Genomic DNA, 21599 nt, shown 5'->3' with positions numbered 1-21599 from the left:
GTGGAAGCGGTAGCAACATGTGTTATCCAGCGGATCATCAAAACACTTCCACGGTTGCCAAAATGCGATTTGACCGACTTTCTCACCAAGCTTTCGAGCGCTTGATCCAAGCTTTGGTAAAAAAGGAGTTCGGCCCTGGCACCGTCGTTTTCGGATCCGGACGTGACGGAGGGAGAGAGGCCACATATTCGGGAAAGCTGAAAGGTTTCGAGGGAAAACAGTGGCATGGTTACACCGTGGTGCAAGCGAAGTGCCGTGAGAATTGCGTTGGCGGGATAGAAGACGCACGCTGGCTTGCAGGGCAGCTATCCAAAGATCTGCAGAAGTTTTTGGATAGACCAAATCTCAAGCGGCCGGAATTTTATCTTCTCTGCTCTAACGTGACGCTTTCTGGGCTGCCTCAAATCGGCGGGAAGGATCTGATCGAAGCAACTTTCCGGAAATTCGCGAAAAGGCTTGGTCTCAAAGGCTGGCATGTCTGGGCCGCAGACGAGCTTCATGCTCTGCTGGACGACGCTTCCGAAATCCGCCGTTCATACGCAGCTTGGCTGACGCCGAGCGACGTACTGGCACAGCTTATGGATCTGCTAGTGGGCACCGATATGAAACGGGCCCTTCCCATCGCTTTGTCGAAGGATGTTCGCTCCGATCGAGATGCACGCCTCCGCGACGCTGGACACGACACAATTCGCCCCGTTGCACTCGAGCACGTATTTGTTGATTTGCCTGTTCTTGTACCGGTTGAGCCGCCTGAAGCTTATACGATCGGATCGGACGACGATGTCTCTCGGGACTCCGAACCCGAGTTCGAATTTCCCGACTACGGCGCCGATGAAAACGAGGATGACCCGAGGCTATGTGTCTCAACCATTCTTGCTATTGCGTGCGACAAACTCGATCCGAGCTCGTTGAGCGTGATGAGGCGTCCGGGACCGCAGCGTAACCGGATCGTCGTTATGGGTGGACCGGGACAAGGCAAGTCCACCATCGGACAGTTTCTATGCCAGCTTCTAAGGGCGCGGCTGCTAAAAGAAACAGTAGGGCTCAACCTTGGCCCGGAGACCGAACAAGCAGTCGATGAGATAAGACGCGCGGCTCACGAGTTAGGTTTGCCAGCGGTGGGACCTGCCAGATTGCCCTTCAGATTAGAGCTACCGGCACTAGCTGACGCATTGCGTGCTCATGGAGACCTCACTGTCCTCGGGTTCCTTGCACAGACTCTTGCCGCCAAGACGAATGAAGCAGTCGGCGTTCCCCAGATCAGGAAACTGCTCGAGGCTTTCCCGACCCTGTTCGTTTTCGACGGTCTGGATGAAGTCCCGCCTTCCGCCAACAGGGGAGCCGTGTTGCATGCTATCGAGGGCTTCTGGGATGAGGTTTACGCTTCATCGGCGGATGTGCTTGCACTCGTGACTACGAGGCCCCAGGGGTACGATAACGATCTGGACTCTAGTCACTGGGAGCACTGGCATCTAGTGCCCCTCAGCAGCGAACAAGCAGTAGATTACGCCACCAAGCTCGCAAACATCAGAGTCACGGAAGAACATCGCAAGGAGGAAATTCTGGCGGACATCGCGCTGGCCTGCCGCGATCCGAGTACGGCCCTGCTGACATCTTCGCCTCTCCAAGTCGCAATTCTCTTCGGCATTTCATTCCTCAAAGGAAACATTCCGAGGGATAAGTGGACTTTGTTTGATCGTTACTACGGGCTCTTGCGGGATCGCGAGTCGGTAAAGCCAGGCGCGCCCGGAGATTTCATAAGAAAACATGTGCTCCTCATCGACAAGCTGCACCAGACATGTGGGTGGTTGCTGCAGGTCGAGTCAGAAGTGTCAGGCAGGACTGGTTCTTACTTCAGCGAATCCCAGTTTCGGGCAGTGATCGCTTCGATGCTGATCGAAGAGGAACAGCCGACCTCGGCCATCGACGAGATGACCGACCACCTCGTCGCCGTGGCAACGAACAGGCTCGTACTAATCGGGAGCCGGATAGAAGGGCGCATTTCCTTCGATGTTCGCTCGCTTCAAGAGTATTTGGCAGCGGCAAGCATGTTCGGTGGCGGCGAGACATCTTATCCAAAGAATGCGCGCGGTTGCTTCAAGCGCGCATTGGCGCAATGTGTTCCGTATCGCTTCCAGCCGAATTTTCTCTACCACTTTCACGGTGCACCTGCGGGAGCAGGTAATCAACATTGCCGACTCCCTTGAACGGGGAGATCTCGACCCTGACGCACGATATATCAATGCAGGCGCACGCCTTGCCCTTGACCTCATCGCTGATAGTGTTGCGCAATCGTCTCCACGCTTCCAGGCCATGTTGGTCAAGCGCGCGGTCGCGCTGCTGGATACGACTGGGCAGTTCGATCGGCGTCTAACCATGGCGGCTGAAGCGCATGCGGAGACTTTCTTCGAGGAACTCTCCGCACGTCTAAATTCAGACGATCGCATTGCCGTCTCGAACGCGTTTCATATTCTGTGTCTCTTAGGCTCAACCAATGCGGAAGCGTTTCGGCTGATCGAAACTGTGTTCGCGAGCGATCACAAGAAGCTTATGGTCATACTGGCGGAGTCCGCTCCCGTCCTTCCCAAGATCCTTTTCCCGAAAGTAATCGACGCCCAGCGACGAGCTGGCGAGTCAATGTACCTGAGGTACTTCGTCCGCTTTTTCAACCATGATCCCGAGGACGTCGAGCGTTCACACTTAAAGACGATATTGTTGTACGACGCGCTGAAGATCCCTGGATTTAACATCGTGCCGAACGATCTCACGGTACAGGCCGCAAAAGGATTCGCGACAGGCTACATGACCCTTGACGGAGCGAAGAAAGCATACGCATCTGCCGGTAGCCTCGACAGCGACGGTTGGCCGACTGCGAAGGCGATCGCGCATTTTGCCGCTGAGCCAAGCAAACTCACGCTAGCATCGGCGATCCGAGCGGTGGCTGTCTCACGAACTTCGACGAGCATAGCCAGGCTCAGAGTGCCGTGGCCACTTCAAAGTCTGATCTACGAACTTAACGAAGGAAAAGATGCCGAGACGCTTGCTGTGTCGGCAGAGGATGGCGATTTCGGCGATCTTGATGAATGGAAGGCGGCCGAAGCTCGAATTGAGAAGGTTCCATCCAGCAAAGCCGACTTCGAAAGTTGGACGAATGGAACTTACATCGACTCCCGTATTGCTTGGCAAGGGATTCCGGCGTTCACGGCTGGGTTCCGCACAGGGAACAGTGACGGGCTAAGCCTTTCAGATATCATGGATATCGCTGATCGAACTACCAATCCGGTCAAGGTGAGCCGTCTGTTGTGGTTGGCGACGTGGCTCCTGACCGACAGTCCGCGAAATCGGAAAGCGATGACACGCTACGTCGACAAGTATTTTTCGGTTCTTATCCCCGGAAGCATCCCTACCGCAGAGCGGCGCACGATATTCAGTGCTTCCAGAACGGTGTGGCAGGACCCTCGAGTGGCGAAGCTCGCGGATCAACTAGGAAGGACTGGCACAAGAGCTCTCAAGGGCCCAGTGCAGCCTATCGTTGAAGCTTTTAATCGAGATACAGAGCTGAGAGGCCTCTTGTCCGTCCTGGCCTTCAACGGAGTTCACGACTTCGAATTTTACCGTTCCCTCGCGCCTGAGGCATTCGAGGTACGATCTACGGACGAGGAAGTCGTTGCCGCAGCCGTCCAAATACTTCGACTGCGAGTCGACAGCAACAGGATCGATGACCTTCAGCTTTCTGCTGCCTGTGTAGTTGCAGGAGGACTGTCGGCTCTGAATGCCGCGGCAAGGATACTAAAAGATGAGCTTGTCTTCGAGTTCGATCGCCGCCAGGAGTACGCCAGCGAACTTGCCCGTCAGGCCAAGATGGCCGGTTTACCAATCACCGGGTTCCTGCATCAGGTTATAAGCTCTCAAGTCGCCGCCCGCAAAACGGATCTGGGCGCGCCTGAAAATCGCAAAAGATTGGGATTGCCGCCGCACCCACCTTCCGAATTTGCCGACTTGGTGGCCACGACCCCCTTTTAAGGTCACGAGAGTACGTAGCGCTGGTCGTACCGAGGTTGCCGAAGTCGATCCGAAAGAAGCGCTAGCACAGACCGGAAGCTTCAGTCGTCGCTTCTTCAAAAAACTTAGAAAACACCCCAAAATGGGGGTCGATTGCTTTAGACGCGTTTGCTACCATTGCTTGAATTCGGGGAGAATCATGGGGCAAATTGCAATTGATCTTTATTCCGGCTGCGGTGGTATGTCGGCCGGCGCAGCTGCTGCTCTGCCCGACCTGGAGCTGAGGTGGGCGCTTGACATCGACAAGCACGCGGCCGCCACCTTTAAAAAAGCTCATCCGGAAGCACAGGTCGATTGCTGCGACGTGTCATTGATCTCGGCAAACGACGTTATCGCTCGAACAGGCATCGAAAAGATTGACTGGTTTTTTGCGGGTCCCACCTGTCAAGCCGTCAGTACGATGGGCGTGTTTCATCTCGATGACCCTCGAAACGCCCTCTTCGTGCATTTCATAAGGCTGCTCGACGGCTTCTCTGCTGCAGGTCGAAAGCCCCGACACGTCATCATGGAGAACGTTCCCGGTGTCGTCTACGGTCGCAACCTAGTCATCGTGAAGGAACTCTTTCGGCTGTTCGAAGAGCGCGGGTACAACGTGTTCGCCGACGTCGTTAATATGGCGGAGTACGGTCTTCCTCAGTTGAGGCATCGCTTCATCTTGGTCGCTACGATCGATCCAAAGCCGTCGATGTTCCCGAAGCCGAGCCACGCGCCAAGAGCGACGTCTTCACTCTCCGAGTACGTCAACGTTTCCGAGGCGATCGGCGATTTGCTCGAACCCACGATGGTTTCGAAAACCGTTGCTCACGTCGACCATGCCCGGCACCTGACCGAGTTCCAAAATTTCGTGGCCAACGCATCCGGGATTGTGACGAACCATCACTGCAACACGCTGACAGAAATAAATCGCAGAAGGATTGCCACAGTTCCACAGGGAGGTTCGTGGAAAGACGTTCCGCCCGCGTTGCTGCCAGACCGCTTCCGCCGGGTGCGGTTGACGGACTACGCCACTTTGTATGGACGCCTGCACGAAGCTGCTCCGGCCTATACGATCACCGCAGGTTTCGGCAACGTCACATCAGGATGTTTTACACATCCGATCCACGATCGTCCCCTGACCGTCCGGGAAGGTGCGCGATTGCAGGGTTTTCCCGACGACTTTGAATTCGTCGGGCCTCGTCAGGCCCAGTATCGGCAGGTTGGGAACGCGGTGCCGCCCTATTTTATGTCCAAGCTCATCCGGCACATTGCGGATGGCGGGGAGGGAGTTCCTGCGCGAATAACGGCTGATGCATTGGCCAATGGCAAAAAGTTGCCGAAAATGGTTCGGCGTTTTACGAATCGCAGGAACGATTCCGAGCGTTCGCGCAACGGCTATGGTGGAGGGACTTACTGGCCAGCAGGCTGGGGGGAGCCTATTGCCGCAGACGAAATCACGTCCAACGGCTATCGCCTCACGGAAATGCCGTTTCGCTATCGTCGACGTGACGAATGGCGCGTGAGTCGCGACCGATTTCTCGATCAGGATATCGGGCGCATCTACAGCGAAAGCTTTGAGGCTGCGGCGCCGGCAGGTTTGTTTTCTGCACCTCTCGTCAAGATCGGCGGCGTCGACGCTATTGACCGGGCACTCGTTCAAGTCTTTGCCGTGCTGGCGCAGCAAGGATGCGCAATAGAAGTGGAGGTTCCTGTCCGATATCTCAGGGCGCGCATGAAGCTTTTGCACGTGAGACTGTTGGAAGTTGAAGCGGTAAGACTGCCCAGGATGTGCGAGACGTCGCGCGAAAGCGTCCTGCGATTTGGTCGCTCCAAAAAGACAATTCATGGCCGGCTCGATTTTGCCGAGCCCGAGGGATTGGACGCAGACCGATTGCAAGGACCGCAACTGGTGCTCAAAACGGCGTTTCCGGAGGATGTCTCGGCGTTGGGTTCCGGTTCCGAGATTTCGCTGTGAAATGTTCTAGCTAAAGAAAACTAGCTAAATCCAAGTCGTGTTTTGGGAGAGGCCCGTGACAGGGATTGAGGAACTGTGCCTTGAAAGGTTCTTTCTTGGTCCGGGGAGTGAAGGACCGATAGGAAGCGTTTGCGTCTCTGACGAAGACCTTGTGGAGCTCTTCCGCAAGAGCGATCTTGAGCAAGCTCAAGCAGCGCTTGTGACATCGCTTCCTCGACGGACGCTCCTTCGAGACTACCTAAGCGGCGAGCTCTCGCCTCCTACCTCCAGCGGAAAGCCAGACTACCTGCGCATTCTGATCCTTGTATGCTGGATGCAAACCTCCGTCAAAATGCGACAGCGCGGCGAGCGAGACTTTCGTTTGATGCTCGAAAGGCACCTAAACGATAGGTATCAGGGTGCGATCTTGCGCGGACTGAATCCCATGTGGGAGCACCTAGCGGCTTATCTGCTCAGAGACCACGGCATCGAGCTTAGGCTGCCTGAAGTCAAGCCTCATAGCCAGATCGGCAGAACCCTGCGGATTGCTTTCCCCACGTGGCGGGACAAGGCGGCAATGCGGAAGCTGCGACAGGTGATGGATCACGAAGATCTTCTCAATCCACTACTTGTCTCCAATCGAATTCGGACGTCTCGGAGGATTATCGCCGACAGGTCCATGCAATCCTTTGAATACAATTTTGATCTATTTGACCGCGCGCGCAGATTCGGCGGCCGTGAGTATATGGAAACGCCATTCTGGAACGCATGGTACGGGATCGTTGCCGAGCAGGCAGCGCTTGAAGCATTAGAGATAGCGGAAGGCGAGTTCGGAGAATTCGAGATGTTCCGCGTCTCTCCGCTAGGAAAAAAGGTGAGGATCACCGGGCCCGACGATGCCATCAAATTTGTTCCGGGACAGATCGCCCGCTCAATCAAGATCGGTGACGTGCCACTGGAGCCAGTAGGACTTAGCCGGTTTGTTTCTACTGATAACGATGGCTCGCGGATCAGGCTGCTTCACCGTTCAAAGCTTGCCCGAGCAGGAAATGTGACGGGCTCGCGTTCTGTCGATAGCGATTGGGTTCTTGCTCGTCTCGAAGTGTCAGCCGATGGCAAGGATCAGGCAGCCTCGGGCGCGAAGGATTTTGGTTGGCACGGTGGCATTCGTATCGGTGGAGCCTATCTGGGCCGTCCCCCTCTCGCGCCCGTGTTCTCCTCTCAAGGACTTTTGCCGCCAAGAATTGAGATAAACGGCAGGGAAGTAGCAACCCAAAGCGGCCCCAGTGGATGGTCCGTGCTCGGAGGACCATTTCGCGGAACGGCTGTCGCTTTCGCCGGCAAAGAGCGAAGAGAAACACTGCTCGTTCCTACGGCGAATGAAATAGACCCTCGACGGCGGCGCGCTTTCGATGAGGCTTTAGAGATCAGCGAGGACGAATATTACCACGACACCGTTCCCGCGCTTGGTTCCGATATGGAGGATTGGCCTGGCGAGCGTCATCATGCTTGTGAGGACATGATTACACTTGGCGAAGCACTGTACGCCCGGTCAGTGCGCGGGCTTTCGGTGGGCGAAGCTTATGACATCGCGAGCAAAGCGCTTTCAGCAGGGCTGAACGACGCTCCAAGTGGCTGGGACGCGTTACGCCTCTTTGTCGACTCGGGATGGTTCGACTCGGTACTTCTCCGCTCGTTTCCAGCGCGGCGGCTTCTGCAACGAGAGATCACCGCTGAAAGGATCGGAAACAGGATCATAAGGATAGGCGGTCCGACGCCCATAGCTGTTGTCGAGCGTCTTGAGGCGGTTTGTGCAAGGATAGGTGCTGAACTTGAGGTCTCGCACGGCCCTTCTCGATGGTCGCTTCCTCGGTACCTCATCAAGACGCGTGACGCTGCCCAGCAGCAGATTTTTCTCAGACGCATCGAGCTCGGCAACCCTTCGTCGGCAAAGCTTGCATCGATCCATCCCGGCGACAGAAGCGGCGTCTATGGTTATGACCCCATCGGACGTCTTGATGAAGCTGGTGGCTATTTCGCATTCGAGTTCGCGGACAAGCCCTCGGAGGGTCTTTACAGGCTTGCCAAGGGAGACGACCACCGCAATCCCTATCTCTATCGATCCTTGGTTCCAGGGCTCGCTCCCACAAATTATGTGTCGCCCGCGCTGGCGATCATGGCGCACTTTTCCCGAAGCAAGCAGTCACTCTTCCGTATCGACGGCGAGGTGATCGTCGGAACCCGTAACAGAATACATCTGCCTGCAAGCTGGGCGCGTTGGCTTTCCGATAGAACAGCGACCAACCCAGGCCTCGAACTCGGGATCGGTTCATGGCGCTACATTTACCCGGCCACCGCGGGAACGGTCTCGTCCCTTCGAAGGCTCGTATCGATCGTAGATTCCGAAATAAGCGCTACGCCTTGGATCACACGCTATCTGGCGTCCCCGGCAAATAGGGGCCGCTCTGTCTTTGATGCAAAAAATCGAAATGTGCGGACAGCTGGTGTTGTCCGCGGGACGAGGTAATTATGTCTGTCGCAGGTAAGTCGGTCTACAGAGTGGAGCGCATCGCTGGTTACGACGTTGCAGTCGTTGTAGAAGTCAAAGACGAGGGATCTCCGTCGTCCACGGAGAAAATCAAAGAGACGAAATCCGATAGGATATGCCTGGGAGGTCTCGACTCCTTCTGGGCGGTGTCCGGTGAGACGACGGAGAAAGCAATAGTCCATCGGGCGCCGACCGTTCCATACACGTCGAGCTCGACGTCGTCGCTTATCGGTCGCGCCAAGATCGCCGACTTCTCCTTGACGGATGCTTCGAGACCTAAAAATGCCGGGAAGCTCGATGCGGTATCTTTTGCGAACGCGGTCAAGCTTACGGTGGGTTTCAGCCTCCGGAAAATTGGGTACGAGAAGGGGTTGGCCCTCCTGGCGGAGAACAAGCTCGCCGTCCCACTGCGTGCTGCAGTCCAGGCAATTGAGGTCGGCGCGGGGAAATGGCTGAGCTCGGGGTTCACCCGCAGCAGCGAAGGCTTCTACGGGTTTTCAGAGAAGATATCCGTGCGAAACGCACCTGTCCGCTCGGTGGAAGGGAAAATCGACTCATTGACGCAGTTGTCCGGCGTCGTTGTTTTCCTTTCCCAGCCAAAATGGTCTCCGCCAGTCGAAGCAGATCTCAGGTCTGAGGCTCAGATCCTTGCGTCGGCACTGAAATGGGCGGAGCGGCTACGTTCGTCCACTGAAGCCGCTGGAGACGTCGCTCAACTTTTGAACACTCGTATCACGTCCACTGCAGACGACGCGGAGAGGGAGGACTTACGTTCCGCGCTCGCCGTGCTAGCCAGTCGCACCGAGATCAACGATCTTGTTCCTAGCTTCATGGCAAAGGACCCCGAGTGGCGGGATCGCCTCGCGTCGTTTGAGGAGAGCGAGAGAGAGAGACAGCGATCTGCCATCAGAGCACAGATCGACCGCGAGATGACTGAGGAAAATCGCAAGCTCACCGACATGCAAGCTCGTGTCGTGGAGGCTGAGGCACGAGTAGCGGCAATAGGACAACGAGAACTTCTACTACGCGACGCAGCCAGCAAAACCCAAGAAGAACTGGAAGCAAAGATTGCTGCGGCTGCCAACTCCATCTCTGCCAAGCACTCGGAGATCGGCGGCCTACTCCGTGCCGATGTGGAGGAGCTACGCAAAGCAGTCCACACGATAACGGACGCAGCACCCACGGCCTACGTCCAACACCCGCCAATCGTGGATGAAGCCAATTTCGGCAGTGGTCCCCTCGAGATAGCCGCCCCGGAAAAGCGCTTCGAGATTATTCGGCAACTTGCCGCGACTAGTGGGTTCTCGGTTCCTGCGCTTACAGCAGTACTGTTGCAGTCGAGCACTACACCGATCCCCATTTTCGTCGGCGATCGGGCGATTACTGCCGTCGCAGATTTTGTAACTGCTATCGGAGGGGCGCTTGCCGCAGTCGTCTACTGCGACCCTACGAGGGTAACGTTGTCCGACATGATAGATGACAAGGCGTCCGGTCTCTCAGCAGCGATCGAGTTGGCTCAGCAGCATCCGCATGTCACCATTCCCGTAGCGTTCTGCGGCATTACCAACGGTCCCTGCGAGTACTGGCTCCCTTCTCTGATCGAACGCCGCAGACTCGGGCGCCTTCCCGCGAACTTGGCTTTCTTCGGTAGCGCCGCCGTCGACGGTACCCGCGTATCGGTTCCGAACTCCGTTTTGAAATACATCTTTCCCTTGGAGATACCCAGCGGCGGGAGAGGTAATCCGCCCTCCTTCGTAGGGCACTGGCCTTTCGCCGAGATGGACAGCGATCTTCTTGCAGAAATGGTCGACCATCTCGGCGACCTCGACTTGCCCGACGACGGTTTCGTAGCCGCCACCGCGAAGATGTTGTCGCGCGTCCCCTCGTCTTGGGGAGTACGTATCGACGCGGTTCTTAAAACGTTTCTCGCCAGGGTCGTGTGGACCGAAGCGCTCGGGAAGGGCGCAGGACACGAGCTGATCCACTATTTCCAGAACATCGAGGGCTAAAATGTTTGATCCAATTGGTGGCTTCGACAGGATGATCGATCAGTTCCTGGCGTATCTCGACACGGCCTATCGCATAGATGACGTCAACGTTTCCCAGGCGCGTCGCGACCTTCTTTCCGACCCGAAACAGCTTGCGCTAGACCCAATTTTCGAAGTGGTTCCGCGCTATGAGACATCGGAAAACGGTTTGGAGGCGCTCTTGGAGGACAAGGACGGCATCCTTCACGGCTTCTCGCCCCAGGAGCGAAACGCCTTCGTCCAGCTAGCACTGTCCGGACTGTTTGACCGCGACGACACCACCCCCGAACTGAAAGGCGCCTATCCACCATACGACCATCAGTTAAAAATGCTTAAGCGCGGCGTGCGCGACGGCCAGCCGGGGATCGTGACCTCCGGCACAGGCTCCGGAAAGACGGAGTCCTTCTTGCTTCCAATCCTCGCCCAGTTGGCGAAGGAAGCATGCTCTTGGCCCCGGCCGCATATGCCCTACGATGACGATTGGCTGAACGATAAAGGGCGCTTCCGTCTCTATAGGCGCAACGAGAGTCCTATTAGGCCGCAAGCGGTGAGGGCACTCGTACTCTACCCCTTGAACGCCTTGGTCGAGGACCAGATGGTGAGACTTCGCAAGGCGATCGACTCGCCGGCCGCGCACGAGGTCATGGAAAAGAACTTCAACGGCAATAGATTGTTTTTCGGCCGGTACACCGGGAAATCACCCGTGACGGGATATCGCAAGCATCCACGGCGCCAGGATTCGGAGTACTGGACGAAACGCACTAGGCGTGCACGAAGTGAACTAAAGGCAGAGATGAGGCGCTACCGTTCAATACAAGAACGCATCGCGCTCGACGTCGTCGGTGGCGGCAAGGCGAAAGACAAGGATCTTCGCTACGTCTTCCCATCCACTAATGGCAGCGAACTGATCTCGCGCTGGGATATTCAGGAGACGCCACCCGATATTCTGGTCACCAACCAGTCGATCTTGAACGCGATGCTCGTCCGCGAAGTCGATGAACCAATAATCACCGCAACGCGCGAGTGGATTATCAACCACGACGACGCTCGGTTCTATTTGGTCCTCGACGAATTGCATCTCATACGCGGCTCCGCCGGCGCGGAGATGGCAGGCCTCCTTCGGATACTGCTTGACCGGTTGAGCCTGACGCAGCCGGAGCACGCTCATAAGCTCCGAATCCTTTCGTCGTCCGCGTCTCTGCCGATGGAAGGAGACGTCGCGGAAGATAGTATCAGATATCTCAAAAACATGTTTGGTAGCGCAGGGATCGCTGGTGCTGCCGATCAAGACCAAGCTTGGCGGGACGCGGTCGTCACTGGTCGTCCGATACCTGTATCCCCTCCTAGTCGTGAGCCCTCGGTGGGCGCACTTAGAGAACTAGCGGGAGCGCTTGATCTTGTCGACAGAAGGAAATCTCCGCGAGAGTTTCTGGACGCGTTTCTAAAGTGCGCGAGGACGATCGATGGCGGCGCCGCGCTGTCCGACGGGGCGGCACTATTGCAAGCAACCCGTACCGCGGCAGAGATGCTAGACTTTGCCTTGAAGGACGATGAGCGTACAGACGGGAAAATACCCCGGTCCGTAGCTCAGATTGGAGCGGTCCTGTTCGGGCGCGAGGATCGGGAGGCCGTGCGCGGCTTGTTGGCGCTTCGAGCGATCCCAGATCTGCCCGACGAGATACTTCCAGAAAATCTACGGCCCGAACGGAAAGACATCTCCTCGCTACCGGGCTTCCGAATGCATTGCTTCGTGCGGAATATCGAAGGTATGTTCTCTTCGATCGGAGCAGATGAAGATGGGAAAGCCGTCTGGGGCAAACCAAGCATAGAGCGGGGCCAAGACTATGAAGCTGCCGGTGACGGCATGCGAAAGAGAATGTTCGAAATGCTTTATTGCGAGGCATGCGGCGATCTCTACATCGGCGGTAAGAGGGGGGACCCAAATTCCGAGACGGGCATTGATGGAAAGCGCATTGCGCTGTTGCCTGCGCCCCAGGAGCTAGAGAAGCTTCCCGAGAGCGCCGCGTCGCTGAGGTTCGAAGATGCCAGCTTCGATGACTACGCACTCTTCTGGCCTCGGCGGTGGGATCCCGAAACTGAGATCAGGGATGGGACGCCTTTTCGCTGGGTTGAGGGCTTCCTCAATCCTGTGACCGGTATAATCACCGAAACGCAGGCCGAAGGAGACGTGCCGGGCCGCCTTCTTATGTGGTCGGCGGACGATAAATTCCACGCCAGGAAGCGAGACGAGAACGGTACAGCGGTGCCGTACTGCTGCGCAAAGTGCGGTACCGATTACTCCGGACGATACTCGTCTAAAAACTCCACGCAGAGGGAAGGTAGACTTTCGCCGGTGCGAAGTTTCCGCACCGGTTTTGGGAAAACGTCGCAACTCCTGGCGACGGAACTGGTCGCATCTTTGAAATCCCAGGGCGGCGACGGCAAACTCGTAGCTTTCTCCGACAGCCGCGAAGACGCCGCCAACCTCGCGCTGGAAGTCGAGGTTCAGCACCAACGCGACTTGCGACGCGAGATACTCATCTCGGCGGCGACAAAAATTTCGCGCGAATACACGTACACTGCCGCTCACGAAGCAGAGTACGACGCTCTCAAGGCCGAGCTCTTGAGATTGGTAGAAGTCGGCGAAGACACGAGGGACGTTTCCGCTGCCATGACGGCACTTCGGCGTCGGAAAGCCGCGTCTTCGTTCCCGGCCAGTGTACCTCTCGATGAGCTGTTCGAATTTCAGCGAAACATCCCACAGAAGGACGTCAGGCCGATCCTATCGTCTTTGATGTCGATCGGATCCACTCCGGTGGAGGGAGCCGACACTCGAAAGACACGTGTTGGTGGGAGACCTTGGTACAGGTTCTTCGATAAGACGTCGGATGGCGACGTCAATTGGAAGGTTGATGTTCCGCTCGAGGTGATGAACGAGATCGACTGGGCGCGGAAGAGGATCCAGAAGGGGCAGCCGCCCGAAGCAACCGATCTGCTTTTCTCTAAAACGTACTTCGCCCTCGAAGAAACCGGGCTAGGCTGGCCTAGCTTTTTTCCTCCGGGAGAAGAGTACAGCTCCGAAAAATCGAGGGACGATGCTATGCTCCGTATTTTCGCGGACGCTTACCGTATCGTTCCAAATCTATTCCAGCAAAACATACGTGTCGATTGGCGTAGCGGCCACGATATGATTGGGCGAGGTGATAGCCGGCTCGCTAAATTGCTTAAGAAGATCCTTCAAAATCCAAAGGAGGAATGCGACGCGTTTCTCGATCGTCTCCACCACGCATTAAAGCAGGCTCGCGGAAATGGCTCAATCGACATCAGCCGTCTGTACTTCCGTGCTGCAGACCCTAAGGCGGCTGCGTGGCGTTGCCACAGATGCGGCAGGGTCCACCTGCATGAAGGGTTTTCCTATTGTACCAGATGCGGGGACAAGCTGACCCGTGCCGCCGCTCTCGTTGCTGAAGAGATCACGAAGGGGAATTTCCTTGGGCGCCGCGTGATGCGCTCGGTAAATAATGGAGAGGAACTCTTCCGGCTCAAGTGCGAGGAGCTGACCGGACAAACACAAGATCCGGCCGAGCGGCTCCAGCAATTCAAAGAAGTTTTTGTCAAACGAGACGACGAGTCGCCGGAGGATTTCGAATGGCGAAAGCTTTTCGATTCCGCCGACCTGCTATCGGTGACCACCACGATGGAGGTAGGCGTCGATATCGGATCCCTGCAAGCCGTCTACCAAGGTAACATGCCACCGCAGCGCTTCAACTATCAGCAGCGCGTCGGTCGAGCTGGGCGTCGAGGCCAGGCATTCTCGACCGTCCTGACTGTGTGCCGAAGCAAAAGTCACGATATTCACTACTTTCACAATCCGATCGAAATCACTGGGGCAGCGCCGCCGCCGCCTTTCATAACGACCAAGCTCGTCGATATTCCATCACGACTTCTGCGGAAGTTTTGGCTCGTAAAGGCGTTCAAGCTTCTACGTATGGAATCCGGTGACGACTGGGCCGGAGACAACGTCATTCCAGGCGATATTCACGGTGAGTTCCTGTACTGCAACGAATATTTCGATGCGTCGAAAAATTGGCGGGACCGTCTCGAAGACGCGCTCGACCGCGTTAATGACGACAGGTTGCAGATGGCCGCGATGTTGGCGGACGTATCACGCTGTGCTGTGAACGAAATCCTCGATTCCGTAACTGTCGATAATGTCATCCAGGATATCGAGGAACTGCGGGAAGAGTTTTCTGATCTAAGAACGGGCCTGGCTGCAGCCTTGGCCGAACGGGGCTTGGTTCCGCTCTACGGCATGCCGACGCGGTCCCGTAGCCTCTACATCGAGCTCACCGAGAAGAAGGGGAGTGGTGCGGCGGAGTGGGACGCGGTCTCTCGCGATCAGGACATGGCGATCTTCGATTTTGCGCCGGGAAGCGTCAGGACTCGTGAGAAGCTGCGGCATCGATGCATCGGCTTTACGGGAACGTTGAGGGATCCCGACGAGCACCTCACGGATTTCGGAGTGCCGATGGATCCGCACAACGACTGGTGCAAGCAGGACTTCCATCTCCGCTTCTGCGAAGCATGCGGCGCGTGGAACAGAGTATCCGCGGAGGCCGACCGGTGCAGATTCTGTGAGACTGAGTTCGTTGAAGCCGGGATAAGGTGCATCGTCCCGACGGCCTATCGAACCGAGTTTCGGCCAACCAACGAAAATCTTCGGTCACGTGTAGGTCAGCGTATCACGCTTGCTAGCCTCGGGACGCCCGACCGGAAGGTCAACTCCGAAAATCTCAACGTCAATTTCGCCGAGAGGGCGGAAATATACCTCGTGAACCCAGGGTTTAGGGAGGAATCCGATTTTTCCGGCTTCACTGTAGAGCCGGCAGTGGACATGACCGCGCAAAAAATCGACTGGTTCAAGACCTTCAAACCCATGGTCAAACTAGCTGGGCAGGCTATCGCGTCCGACGTCTTGGAGGAAGACGATGCCGCACGTTACAGAGTCAACGGCGACGAAGTTTCGGCTTGGCTCGCTTCGCCGAAAGTCACCAATTCGTTGCAGATTGGTCCCGTGAGAGTGAACTCAAATTTGCGATTGCTCGATATGGATGTCGGGCTCTTTACTAGAAATCCGCGTGCGCCATGGAGGACAAGCGTGCGCGCCGCGGCGGTTTCCGCAACGGAGATTTTGGTGCAGCGCGCAGCGTTTGATCTCGATATCGCTCCTGAGGAATTCGACGCGCTGTCACCCAATATAATGAACTACGAAGGAAGGCCCCTCCCGTACCTTCAAATCTCTGACGCTTTACCTAACGGCTCGGGGTTTTGCCGCCACTTGCTCGGAGAGCGACAGATACCGGTGGCCGAGCTGCTGCGAAGTATCGTGGAAGATCCAAATCGCTGGCCGCGCAACACCGTCGCAGAAGGAGACCACAGGGTCACCTGCGGGTCATCGTGCTATCGTTGTCTCCAGCGGTATAACAACAGGAACTTCCATGGCTTGCTCGACTGGCGACTGGGCCTCTCATATCTCAGAGCCCTGATGGATCCGGCTTACGAGTGCGGTTTCGACAGAAACTACACCTATTTCGAACTTGAAGACTGGTCGGCCAACGCGTGGATCCTGGCGAACGAGACTCAAACGTTCATTCCTGGAAACGCCGTTGCGTCGGCAACCGGGCGTCCGGATATCCCGGTCTTTTCACTCGACGCGAAACAAAGCCGTTGGGGGGTTGTGGTGCATCCGCTTTGGAACAGGGAAGCGCTGTTCCAATCCTTGAAACTCGATCACCGCTTCACTGCGGTCGACAGTTTCGAGCTTGCGCGCAGACCACTACACGTTATCGAGCGACTTAGAGCGGGAAAGCAGTGACGAACGTCTGGCCGAAACCGCGGACATTATCGCTTGAACGATGCTGTCAGTGTTTTCATGCTGCCAGAAGCGCAAGACGAGCCAACCCGAGTCAGTCAAGGCTCGGGTGGTTCGCTCGTCTCGCTCGCGATTGCGCTTCAATTTTGCGAGCCAGAAGTCAGCGTTTTTCTTGACTGCCGGCGGGTGATCGGGGCACGAGTGCCAGAAACAGCCGTCAAGGAAGATCGCCGTCGTCAAACCAGGAAACGCTATGTCGCAACTCGTGCGTTTCAGCCCAGGAAGCGGATAGTGAATGCGAAATCGAAGGCCTTCCTTGTTAAGGCAGGAGCGGATTTCTTTTTCGAAGGGGTTGTCCCGCCCAACGGTGCGCTGCATTCGTCGCCTGACTGAAGGCGAAGCGTTAAGGTTCTGCATGTGCGGATGTTGTCATGTTGTTTTGGCGAGACGAAGGCTGGGCGTGACTAAGGTCGGCAAAACCGGGTTAAGCCGACGTCCTTCATGAAGAGACCTTTGATCACGCCGAGCCGAGCTTCTACATCCTCAGGTCTCTGCGGCCATGAGGTCCCGTAGTTCATCGAACCTCGCAACTATCGATTTGATGTAATCGAAAGCTTCGACGAAGGGAGCCATGGCTGCTTCGAAGTTCTCTTCCTCGGCCCCGTCGGCAAGCGTTTGCTTCTCAACTTTGACCGGTAGGAAAAAGCTCGGCTCGTCATCGAAGATAAATCTCGTGTCAGCTAACTTCGAGCCATTCCGTTGAAGGAATTTCTTCCACGCCGTCTTGCGAAATTCATCTTGACCAAATCGCATTCCAAGCTGCCCGGCGCCCTCCGCGCAGAGTCGAGTAACCCAGAAATAGTCGTTCCCAGATTTCCAATCATCCAGATCACCCGAACCGTAGTCGAGGGCGAACCACGCCAATTCGGTCCCATCGGCGTCGACCCAATCCGGCGGACAGACGAAGGCTTCTCCGTCCTCCCACTTGCCTTTGGAACTCACCCATCCGTTGCTTTCCGCCCACTCTTGGATGACCTTGTCGACCGCGGCCGAGATTTTCAACTGCAGGGCTTCGAACCGTCTTACGCCTTCATCCAGATCCCCAACATGAAGTACTAAGAGCTTGTCCAATTCACTCGTAAACATGGTTTTCCCTAGTGTAGTGTCTCAACGTGCGATGCGAATTGACGCAGCAATTGTGCGGAGAGCGTCCGCTCGGAAATCCCTGAAGTTGCGGCGATGATTGCGGCTGCAACATCCTTCCAGGTAATAGCCACGATTCCATCAGGGACATCTGGATGTGAAGCTTGGCTGAGATAAAGCACCGCAGCCACGGGCTTGTGCAAAGCGGTCGCTTTGCGCCGGGCCAACGCGGCGTAGCGGGCCAATTGATCTTTGCCCTCGCGCGCATCGATCTTCACCTCTATGAATATCACGCAGTTCGAGCCTGTTATTGCCAGATCGACCCTATTGTCGCGTTCCTCGAACGCTGAATGTTCCACAGCGACATGATAGCGTCTGCCGAGATCCACGCGATGGATGGCCTCCGCTGCGCCCGGTTTGCTACGGGCCCGGTCTACGAGTGCGTGAAGGACGGCAGGACCAAAGCCATGGGAGCCACGGGGATCGAGTATCCAGCCAAGTACGGACGAGGTCCGAACCTCGTTTCTTTTCAGCCCGGCGATTTTCCAGACATTTAGGAGTTGGCCATCATGCGACACTGTAGCCAAAGCACTTCGGAGTGCAGCTAGGAAGCCGCGGTAGGCCTCGACATCGATTTGGGGCTCGGCGGCAAGCGCCAGCGCGGCGACCCTTGGTCGACGTACTTCCGATACCGCTTGGAGTAGCTCAAGCAATTTAGAGTTTGTGGGAGGCGGCGGCTGACGTGCGGATGTTCGCGCTTCTCGCAGAAGGCCCAGTAGATCAGCGATACCTTCTTTTCGGCCTGGGGGAGTTGTCACGAGTAAGTTCTGTCGCGCCTGAAGATGACTGGTCTGCTGGAATCAGCGTGCCGTATTTGGAAGCTATACGAGAAAGATATTGAGTCCAGCGGTTCTGGTCTGAGGAATTACCTGCAAAGTGCTGCTCCAATGATTTTATGATCAATTCCGTGCACCCGCCGGGAGAACCGTTCCATAAGCTGAGCTGCAGGAGCGTTCGTCTGTTCGGCTGGGAACCATAGAGGAGAATCTTGGGAAGGCGCCTTGACGCCCGTTTTTTAGTTCTGTATTTGTTCTCGCATGATTAGGACCCGTCGACAACCACAACAACGCTGAATGTCTCGCCGCGAACGCGGCGAAACCTTGGTGATTGCTGTGGAGAACGACGATGAATCCTTCGAATGCGATGGGTCGTGAGGCCCGTAATTCAGCCCATCTTCCTGTAGAGCGCTACCACCCTTACGGCAAAGTTAGGTGCTCGAGTCCTACATTCTTCCGGAATCAGCTCAGCCGGGACTTGGCTTGTCTGTTGGACGTCGACGACGATGTCCGGGGATGGTGTTGCAGACCATATGGCATGGACGAAGTCCTTTCGGCCGTTGGCTGGGAGGGGCCGCCGGTCGATCTCATGGCAAGTTACGGCGATGGGCGTGACGTCTACTATCACGTAGTTGACGGCGAAGGCGATCCTGAGGTCACAGAGGCGGCCGCTTGCCGCCGTTTCTATCATCAGTTCGTTACAGCAAACGAGATCAGAGGCGGTCACCGCCTGCAGAATGCAAAAGACCTCCTCAGGTATGCCAACTACCAGACTCCGCTAGGTGACAGAATACGTCTGTTGGCGGCGCTCGAGCAGGAAGGATCGGCAACCGTGGCAGAGTGCCTGTCGGTGTTTCGTGAGATAAGCCCGATGGCCGGACTATCCTCGCTAATTCTCCGTCGCTGGGTGACGATCGACCTCGACTTAGAACTTATCGCTCCGCACACCACCGTTCGCGTGTTTGGGAGACAGTGACGATGGATCGCTACTCAATTGATAAACTTCCCTTCGGTTTCGCGACGAGCGCTTGGGCTATTGCCCTGAAGAGCGCGCTAAAAGCCCACCCTCCAGTATTCGAAGGGGCACCATTCACTTTGGCGCTCGTGATCCCAGCTGACGCTCGAAAGGATCTCGAACGTGCATTTAACCATTTAAAGAAGACCGAAGAGGCCCTCGCTGACGTCGAAATGGGCAGCGAGATCATTAGCGAACGGGGGCGCCGAGATCATGCCGACATCAAGGTCGTACTCCGTCTTAGCAAGCGCGTTCTCATCTTTCTTCTAAAGGAGGACGCGTTACCGGCGTTCATCGTTGCATCGGCTGACAAGATCGTTCCGATCGTTTCGATGGATGCAGAGATGCTCGTCGAGGCGGTCAAGACCAACCATGACGCCGTGCTTGACCACGACAAGGCCGCACAAATGCTGGCTTATCCGATTTCTAATGTGCTTTCAGCGCTTCGCCCCGGACGGGCGCATGCCGATGTCTTGAACAGGTTAGAGGCCGTGCGATGGAGCGGAATGGACACAAATGTCCCTCTGCTCGAAGAGCTGAGTGGATATGGAGAGGCTGCCGAGTGGGCGCGGGACCTGAAGGCTGACTTAGCGGAGTGGAAGGATGGGAAGCTGGCGTGGGAAGACGTCGATGCCGGCATTCTTTTGAGTAGCGCGCCGGGGTTGGGAAAGACGCTCTTCTCTCGGTCACTCGCTCGTAGTTGCGACTGCGCCTTTAATGCGTCGTCTCTGGCGCAGTGGCAGGCCGCAGGGCACTTGGGCGATACTCTCGCAGCGATGAGGTCGACTTTCAGGCTTGCTGCTGAGCAGGCCCCGTGTGTCCTCCTGCTGGACGAGTTCGACAGCATCGGAGATCGGTCCAAGTTTTCTGGCGACCATATCCAGTATTGTACCGAGGTCGTTGCTGCTTTGCTGGAATGCCTAGACGGAGCGTACCGGCGGAAAGGCGTCGTGGTTGTCGGCGCCTGCAACAACCCTGACCGCATTGATCCAGCGTTGCTACGTCCAGGGCGGCTGGGCAGGCACTATAGACTTGCCTCCCCGGATTTCGCTGCGCGAAGGGGGATACTGTCGACCCATTTCGGTGGGAAGTTGAATGTCGAAGAGCTTGATCAGGTTGCGTGGAAGACTGCCGGTTTCACCGGAGCAGACCTTGCTCAGTTAGCGCGGGACACGCGGCGAAAAGTAAGACGAGGAGGAGGTAGTGAGGGCTGGCTAGAAAATGCCCTCTCTTGTCTTCCTACAGAGAAGCCGATCGATGGAGAACTTCGCCGCCGCATCGCTATCCATGAGGCTGGTCATGTCGTCGTCGGGCTCGCGCTAGACTACGGCGCGCTGACTGGAGTGGTGTTGATGGAGAGCATCGGAAAAATCGGGATCGGAGGGGCCGCCCATTTCGATGGCGGCGATCGTCTCATGACGAACGACTATTATCTGACGATGATCGCCGTGGATCTTGCTGGCATGGCTGCCGAGAGAGTGGTGTTCGGGGCGCATATGAATGGTGCAGGTGGCTCTGGTGGAGATTTGCACCATGCTGCCGATCTCGCGACCACGATGGTTGCTCTCTACGGCATGGGAAGCTCCTTGAACTACTTCGCTGCCAAAAATCCGCATGAGCTTGAACATTTGCGGCGCACTACGCCCGCCGTCAGCCGACAGGTCGAGGTGATCCTAGGCGCGCAGTTGGCGAATGCTATCACCATCGTCACAAACAATCGGCCCTTCGTCGAAGCGCTCGCGTCCATTCTTGTCGATAAGGGTTCGGTAGACGGTGAGACCGCCCGCGTAATGTTCCTATCTTTCGGGGGAAATCATGGGTCGTGACTGGAGGACCGAAATCGTAGCGCTACGAGCACGACCTGAAAATGGTAGGATGGACGCGGCTCTCCAAGTCTTGATTGGGGCATGTGGTCAGGTGTTGTCTCTAGGCAAGCTCGCAATCGACTGCTCTTCATCGCTGTTGCTGCCGGGCGGGGAACGCCACAGGTCTTCCAGCTCGAAGGTCGTCATTGTGTAATCATGTCGGTTGACGACTTCGCCGAGCTCATCTGTGAACCGACTCTTGACGAGCTGCTTACTATTCTGGGGGGCATGAAGCCAAAAACACGCCGAAAGATCAGCAATCGCTGAGAAGAATGCGGCACCAATCTGAGCGCATCGAGCA

Annotated in this window: 11 protein-coding genes; 8 read left to right on the top strand and 3 right to left on the bottom strand. The window is 56.4% G+C overall.

The genetic code is table 11. The annotated features are described in order from the left end of the window. Positions 1-17 precede the first annotated feature (17 nt). The 6 genes from J5286_RS30405 (at position 18) to J5286_RS30380 (ending at position 16442) form a co-directional block, all read left to right on the top strand. Positions 18-2207, top strand: coding sequence for a hypothetical protein (locus J5286_RS30405; protein ID WP_209193720.1), 2190 nt, complete (start codon positions 18-20; stop codon positions 2205-2207). Next, a complete protein-coding gene (locus J5286_RS30400; RefSeq protein ID WP_209193719.1) occupies positions 2119-4023 on the top strand; it encodes a hypothetical protein in 1905 nt (634 codons plus the stop codon). Before J5286_RS30405 ends, J5286_RS30400 begins: the two co-directional genes overlap by 89 nt. 178 nt (positions 4024-4201) lie before the next feature. Beyond that, complete coding sequence (locus J5286_RS30395; RefSeq protein WP_209193718.1) at positions 4202-6013, top strand: DNA cytosine methyltransferase; 1812 nt, start codon at positions 4202-4204, stop codon at positions 6011-6013. Between the two features lie 55 nt (positions 6014-6068). Next, entirely contained in the window at positions 6069-8519 is a 2451-nt protein-coding gene (locus J5286_RS30390; RefSeq protein WP_209193717.1) for a hypothetical protein, read from the top strand. 2 nt (positions 8520-8521) lie between these two features. Next, positions 8522-10549 carry a hypothetical protein gene (locus J5286_RS30385; protein ID WP_209193716.1) on the top strand — a complete coding sequence of 676 codons (2028 nt, stop codon included), beginning with the start codon at positions 8522-8524 and terminating at the stop codon, positions 10547-10549. A 1-nt stretch (position 10550) separates the two neighbouring features. Beyond that, the gene (locus tag J5286_RS30380; RefSeq protein ID WP_209193715.1) at positions 10551-16442 is read left to right on the top strand and encodes a DEAD/DEAH box helicase; all 5892 of its coding nucleotides are present in this window, start codon (positions 10551-10553) and stop codon (positions 16440-16442) included. On the opposite strand, the gene J5286_RS30375 is transcribed toward J5286_RS30380, so the two are convergent. From J5286_RS30375 to J5286_RS30365, 3 genes are all read right to left on the bottom strand, one after another. Next, positions 16404-16817: a very short patch repair endonuclease gene (locus J5286_RS30375; RefSeq protein WP_209193714.1), complete on the bottom strand. Its 414-nt coding sequence runs from the start codon at positions 16815-16817 to the stop codon at positions 16404-16406. The two genes, J5286_RS30380 and J5286_RS30375, sit on opposite strands and share 39 nt — an antisense overlap. Positions 16818-16982: 165 nt before the next feature. Next, complete coding sequence (locus tag J5286_RS30370; protein ID WP_209193713.1) at positions 16983-17585, bottom strand: hypothetical protein; 603 nt, start codon at positions 17583-17585, stop codon at positions 16983-16985. Positions 17586-17593: 8 nt separating this feature from the next. Continuing rightward, positions 17594-18295 (bottom strand): PDDEXK-like family protein, encoded by a 702-nt coding sequence (locus J5286_RS30365; RefSeq protein ID WP_209193712.1) that lies wholly within the window; start codon positions 18293-18295, stop codon positions 17594-17596. Between the two features lie 661 nt (positions 18296-18956). Here J5286_RS30365 and J5286_RS30360 point away from each other — a divergent pair. Together J5286_RS30360 and J5286_RS30355 are read left to right on the top strand one after the other, a co-directional pair. Next, positions 18957-19394, top strand: a complete 438-nt coding sequence (locus J5286_RS30360) for a hypothetical protein (RefSeq protein ID WP_209193711.1) — start codon at positions 18957-18959, stop codon at positions 19392-19394. A 2-nt stretch (positions 19395-19396) separates the two neighbouring features. Beyond that, a complete protein-coding gene (locus J5286_RS30355) occupies positions 19397-21259 on the top strand; it encodes an AAA family ATPase (protein WP_209193710.1) in 1863 nt (620 codons plus the stop codon). The last annotated feature ends 340 nt before the right edge of the window (positions 21260-21599 follow it).

Source organism: Rhizobium sp. 16-488-2b, from assembly GCF_017741815.1.
Taxonomy (GTDB): domain Bacteria; phylum Pseudomonadota; class Alphaproteobacteria; order Rhizobiales; family Rhizobiaceae; genus Rhizobium.
Note: the sequence above shows the minus strand (reverse complement) of the source record. Positions and strands in the feature narration are given on the sequence as shown.

Excerpts from the sequence above, each read along its gene's own strand:
- J5286_RS30405 (WP_209193720.1), top strand. The coding sequence starts at position 18 with ATGTGTTATCCAGCGGATCATCAAAACACTTCCACGGTTGCCAAAATG.
- J5286_RS30395 (WP_209193718.1), top strand. The coding sequence starts at position 4,202 with ATGGGGCAAATTGCAATTGATCTTTATTCCGGCTGCGGTGGTATGTCG.
- J5286_RS30385 (WP_209193716.1), top strand. The coding sequence starts at position 8,522 with ATGTCTGTCGCAGGTAAGTCGGTCTACAGAGTGGAGCGCATCGCTGGT.
- J5286_RS30380 (WP_209193715.1), top strand. The coding sequence starts at position 10,551 with ATGTTTGATCCAATTGGTGGCTTCGACAGGATGATCGATCAGTTCCTG.
- J5286_RS30375 (WP_209193714.1), bottom strand. The coding sequence starts at position 16,817 with ATGCAGCGCACCGTTGGGCGGGACAACCCCTTCGAAAAAGAAATCCGC.
- J5286_RS30370 (WP_209193713.1), bottom strand. The coding sequence starts at position 17,585 with ATGTTTACGAGTGAATTGGACAAGCTCTTAGTACTTCATGTTGGGGAT.
- J5286_RS30360 (WP_209193711.1), top strand. The coding sequence starts at position 18,957 with ATGGACGAAGTCCTTTCGGCCGTTGGCTGGGAGGGGCCGCCGGTCGAT.
- J5286_RS30355 (WP_209193710.1), top strand. The coding sequence starts at position 19,397 with ATGGATCGCTACTCAATTGATAAACTTCCCTTCGGTTTCGCGACGAGC.